We start from the raw sequence: 3,876 nt of genomic DNA, 5'->3' as shown, positions 1-3,876 counted from the left end.
GTTTTTACTGAATGGTGCTCAAAACAGACAGAGCATCCCGATTTTTAAATCGGGACGGTCAAAGGTTCGAAATCGAAGATTCGATGGAATCAATCTTTCACGCTTACGTTAAGCCTTACAACCTTTGTTTTTTTTGTTTTTAACGAGACTAAATATCCTGATTTTCAGCATAAGTCTAAAAACAAAATCAATGAATTCAGTTGATCAATAAACCTCACGGGTTTTTGAAACCCGTGAGGTTTGCGACCGTTAATTTGTTATCAAAAGAATTACGATTATAATCTGAAATCTGAAGAAATAAATTCTTAAATCCGGTTGAGTTTAGCATACATTTCCAGGCTGATGAATTTCCCGTCTTTTATTTCGCAGTCTTTCATGACGCCTTCAAGCTCAAAACCCAGTTGTTTCATTATTTTTTTGCTGTTGGTATTTTCCGTTTCCACTACAGCTTCGATCCGGTGGACCCCAATTTTTTGAAAGGCATATCCACAGGCGGCAATTCCCGCTTCGCTGATGATTCCGGAACCCCAGTATTCAGGCAGCAGCCAGTATCCCATTTCTATTTTCCGGTGTTCTTTGCTCCGGTCATTAAATCCTACAGCTCCCAGAAAGGTTTGGCTTTTATGATCACAGACCGCCCACCAGATTCCTTTCTCTTCCCTCTCAATCGCAGCATACCAATCCATCTGTTCCTTCGTAGCTTCCAGGCTGTCATAGCTGACGCCGTAATGCCTGATTACCTCCGGATGCGATAGTCCTTGGTATACCGATTCGATATCATCCGGCTGAAACCTCCGCAGCAGCAATCTTCCGGTGGTCAGCACCGGGAAAAAGTCCGGATTTTCAGGAATCCCGGCAAGATCTTTATCATATGGGCTCATCATCGTTATGTTTTGAATTAACGGATTTATCTGAGCCGGTAAGCCGTTCCATCCCAAAGGTACGTTTTCGAAGCTTTTTTCTTTTTCTCGCGGTCTTTTTCATCTTTTTCCATTTCCTCCATTTTATAGATAAACGCACCCGGGATGCCACCTTTGTCATTGGGAAAAATAAATTCTTCGTGATGGTAATAGACATCAGCATCTCCTACGCTCATCAATTGAGGCAGGGCAATGAGTTTTTTACCGGTAAACAAAATGTATTGGTCATACCCGGGAATTCCGCATGCTTCACCGGAAACAGTAGCTTTGACCGTAAAATCTACATTCTCAAGCCTATGGCCGCTTTCTATACTGAAACTCCCATAGCTTAAGCTTTCTCCTGAGCCTGTTTCAAAGGAAACCTCATCAAGTACGGTATTGCCTTCCATCATTTTTACGGCAGCGATATTCTGCGGAATGTCTTCACCCTGAAATTTCGGATCTTTTTTGTATACGGTTTTTGTCAGGCCTAAAAGGAAGTCATATCCGTTTTTATTCCGGTAGCCGATGCAGAGGTTTCCGCCCCAGACATAACCTTCAGCATTTCTATCATTTTTCAGATAAGAAATTTTATACCAGTTGGCTACTCTTTCGCCCAGTTTCAGGACCATTTCCTCTTTTTTAAGAACCATTATCGGCTGATTGGCCTGCAAGGAATCCAGCACGGGCGCATCCACACCGGGAGACCGGCGGATCCTTGTACCACTGGTAAATATCCTCCGGGCTTTGTTTTCCTCGAAATTAAAAATCCCGTTGGCATACACTTCTTCCTGCGCAGACAAAAGTTGCAGGGTCAGCAGAGATAAAACGGTAAAAAGGGTTTTCATATCAATATTCTGTGGCATTTATTTTTCGAGAAGCAGGCTCACCCACTCTTCCCGCTGCAGCTGTTTTTTAAGCTCCAGGCCGTTTTCTCTGCAGACTTCGAGGATATCTTCCACATCGAAGAAACAGAGCCCTGACAGCAGAAGTGTACCGCCGTCATTCAGTACAGTGACATAGGTCGGGATATCGGAAATCAGGATGTTCCTGTTGATGTTGGCCAGGATGATATCGTAATTTTCGTTTCCGAGGTTTTCGGCGGTTCCCAGCTCAATATCCAGTTTCACGTTATTCCGGGCGGCATTTTCCTTTGAATTTTCCACAGACCATTCGTCGATGTCAATGGCTTTGGTATCCCCGGCACCGTTCTGTTTGGCATAAATGGCCAATACGGAAGTCCCGCAGCCCATGTCCAGCACTTTTTTACCGTGAAAATCAATGTCCATCATCTGCTGGATCATCAGGTGGGTAGTGGGATGATGGCCCGTTCCGAAAGACATTTTCGGCTGGATTACAATCTCGTGCATTCCCGGCACCGATTCGTGGAATTCGGCACGGATCAGCACTTTATCATCGATGTTGATCGGCTCAAAGTTCTTTTCCCATTCTTCATTCCAGTTGATGTTGGGCATTTCTTTGAAGGTATATTCGATTTTTACTTCTTCATTTTCAAAAAGCGGCAGTGCCTTCAGTTCTTCTTCATTAAAAAGGTCTTTCTGGATATATCCTAAAATCCCTTCCAGCTCTTCAGTGAAGCTGTCGAAACCGATCTGGATCAGCTCGGCCATCAGGATCTCGTTCCACGGCTGAAGCGGGGTTATTTTGAAATCGAATTCTAAATAATTTTGCATGTGAATAATTTGTTGCAAAAATAAATATTTAAAAATTGAAATGTCAACATTGCCTGGTTAAGGTTGAATAAATATTACAGAGCGTACGTTTTGGCTAGCCTATAACTTTTAATTTATTGACTTCGTAACATTTAACACATAAGATACATTAGATTTAGATTGATGGAGTGCGCTTATTTTAGAGCACATGAGAAAAAAATCAAAGATTTTTATGGGTACTGCTTCCATAGCTGAGAAGTCTCGGTAACCTATTACGCGGTATAATTTTCAACCACAAAAGTCACAAAATATATTGATGCGACATACGGAAGTTAAATGTCTGACAATAAAGAAGTGCACAGCAGTCTTTAAAAAATCAAGATTTTTTTTGGATCCGTTATGATTACCTCCATCGGTGGCTAAGATGCTCCCATACTAAATTTCCACGACTGCCATAGCCCCGATAGGAACGGCATCCTTTTTCTGCAGGAGGAGGCAGCGAAGGCAGAAAAAGATATAGTGGATAGCGGGAAAAAGCTCCCTGTAGTTATGAGTGATGAAGGATGAGTAATGAGTAATGGTTAATAGTTGATGGTTGATGGTTGATGGTTGATGGACCGTAATTAATGGTTGATAGATGATAATTGATTTTTTACAGAATTTTGTGTTTTGTGAACCATTTGAAATACAGTAAGCGGACCGGGGGCCCGCTTGAGATATACGCTCAGGTTCTAAATTTAAACCTGAAATTTTAAACTTTGAATTTTAATCCGGTTACGGATTGGTGGAAAAGATAGATCCGTTGGCAATGAGTGCCCTTCTGTTCATTTTCAGGATGTCGCGTACCCATTCTGCAAAATCTTCCGGCTGAAGGACTTTGTCGGGGTTTCCGTCCGTCAACCCGCCCTGGATGGACATGTCCGAAGCGATGGTGCTTGGCGTCAGGGTAATGACCCGGATGTTCTGCTTTCTCCATTCCGCCATCATGGACTGGGATAAAGAGACCACGGCCGCTTTAGAAGCTGCGTATGCGGACATGTTGGGACCGCCCTTGAGCCCGGCGGTAGAAGCGACATTGATGACATCCCCTTCTCCTTTTGCTTTCAGGTACGGATGGGCCGCTTTCGCTGCATAATAGACTCCGAAAAGATTGGTTTTTATCACCTGCTCCCAGGTTTCGGAAGGCATTTCTTCAATCGACCCGAAGTCACCGATTCCGGCATTGTTGATGAGGATATCAATCCCTCCCAGCTGTTCGGCAATTGATTCGATACCGGCTTTCACATGGATTTCATTATCGATGC

General features: G+C 43.3%; 4 protein-coding genes. All 4 read right to left on the bottom strand.

From position 1 onward, the window contains the following. Positions 1–305 precede the first annotated feature (305 nt). Positions 306–884 (bottom strand): GNAT family N-acetyltransferase, encoded by a 579-nt coding sequence (locus QZ735_RS12180; protein ID WP_294248770.1) that lies wholly within the window; start codon positions 882–884, stop codon positions 306–308. A gap of 23 nt (positions 885–907) precedes the next feature. Next, on the bottom strand, positions 908–1,765 hold the full coding sequence (locus QZ735_RS12175) for an SH3 domain-containing protein (RefSeq protein WP_294248767.1): 858 nt from the start codon (positions 1,763–1,765) through the stop codon (positions 908–910). After that, the gene (gene prmA / locus QZ735_RS12170) at positions 1,766–2,593 is read right to left on the bottom strand and encodes a 50S ribosomal protein L11 methyltransferase (RefSeq protein ID WP_294248765.1); all 828 of its coding nucleotides are present in this window, start codon (positions 2,591–2,593) and stop codon (positions 1,766–1,768) included. Between the two features lie 753 nt (positions 2,594–3,346). Then, on the bottom strand, positions 3,347–3,876 hold a 530-nt coding region (locus tag QZ735_RS12165; RefSeq protein WP_294248762.1), incomplete at its 5' end, for an SDR family NAD(P)-dependent oxidoreductase.

It is taken from the genome of uncultured Chryseobacterium sp., from assembly GCF_913776365.1.
In the GTDB taxonomy this organism is placed as follows: domain Bacteria; phylum Bacteroidota; class Bacteroidia; order Flavobacteriales; family Weeksellaceae; genus Chryseobacterium.
This window is presented reverse-complemented; position numbering and strand designations above follow the sequence as displayed.

What these genes read in the sequence shown, in the direction of transcription:
- QZ735_RS12175 (WP_294248767.1), bottom strand. Translation starts at nt 1,765, where the DNA reads ATGCCACAGAATATTGATATGAAAACCCTTTTTACCGTTTTATCTCTG.
- prmA (WP_294248765.1), bottom strand. Translation starts at nt 2,593, where the DNA reads ATGCAAAATTATTTAGAATTCGATTTCAAAATAACCCCGCTTCAGCCG.
- QZ735_RS12180 (WP_294248770.1), bottom strand. Translation starts at nt 884, where the DNA reads ATGATGAGCCCATATGATAAAGATCTTGCCGGGATTCCTGAAAATCCG.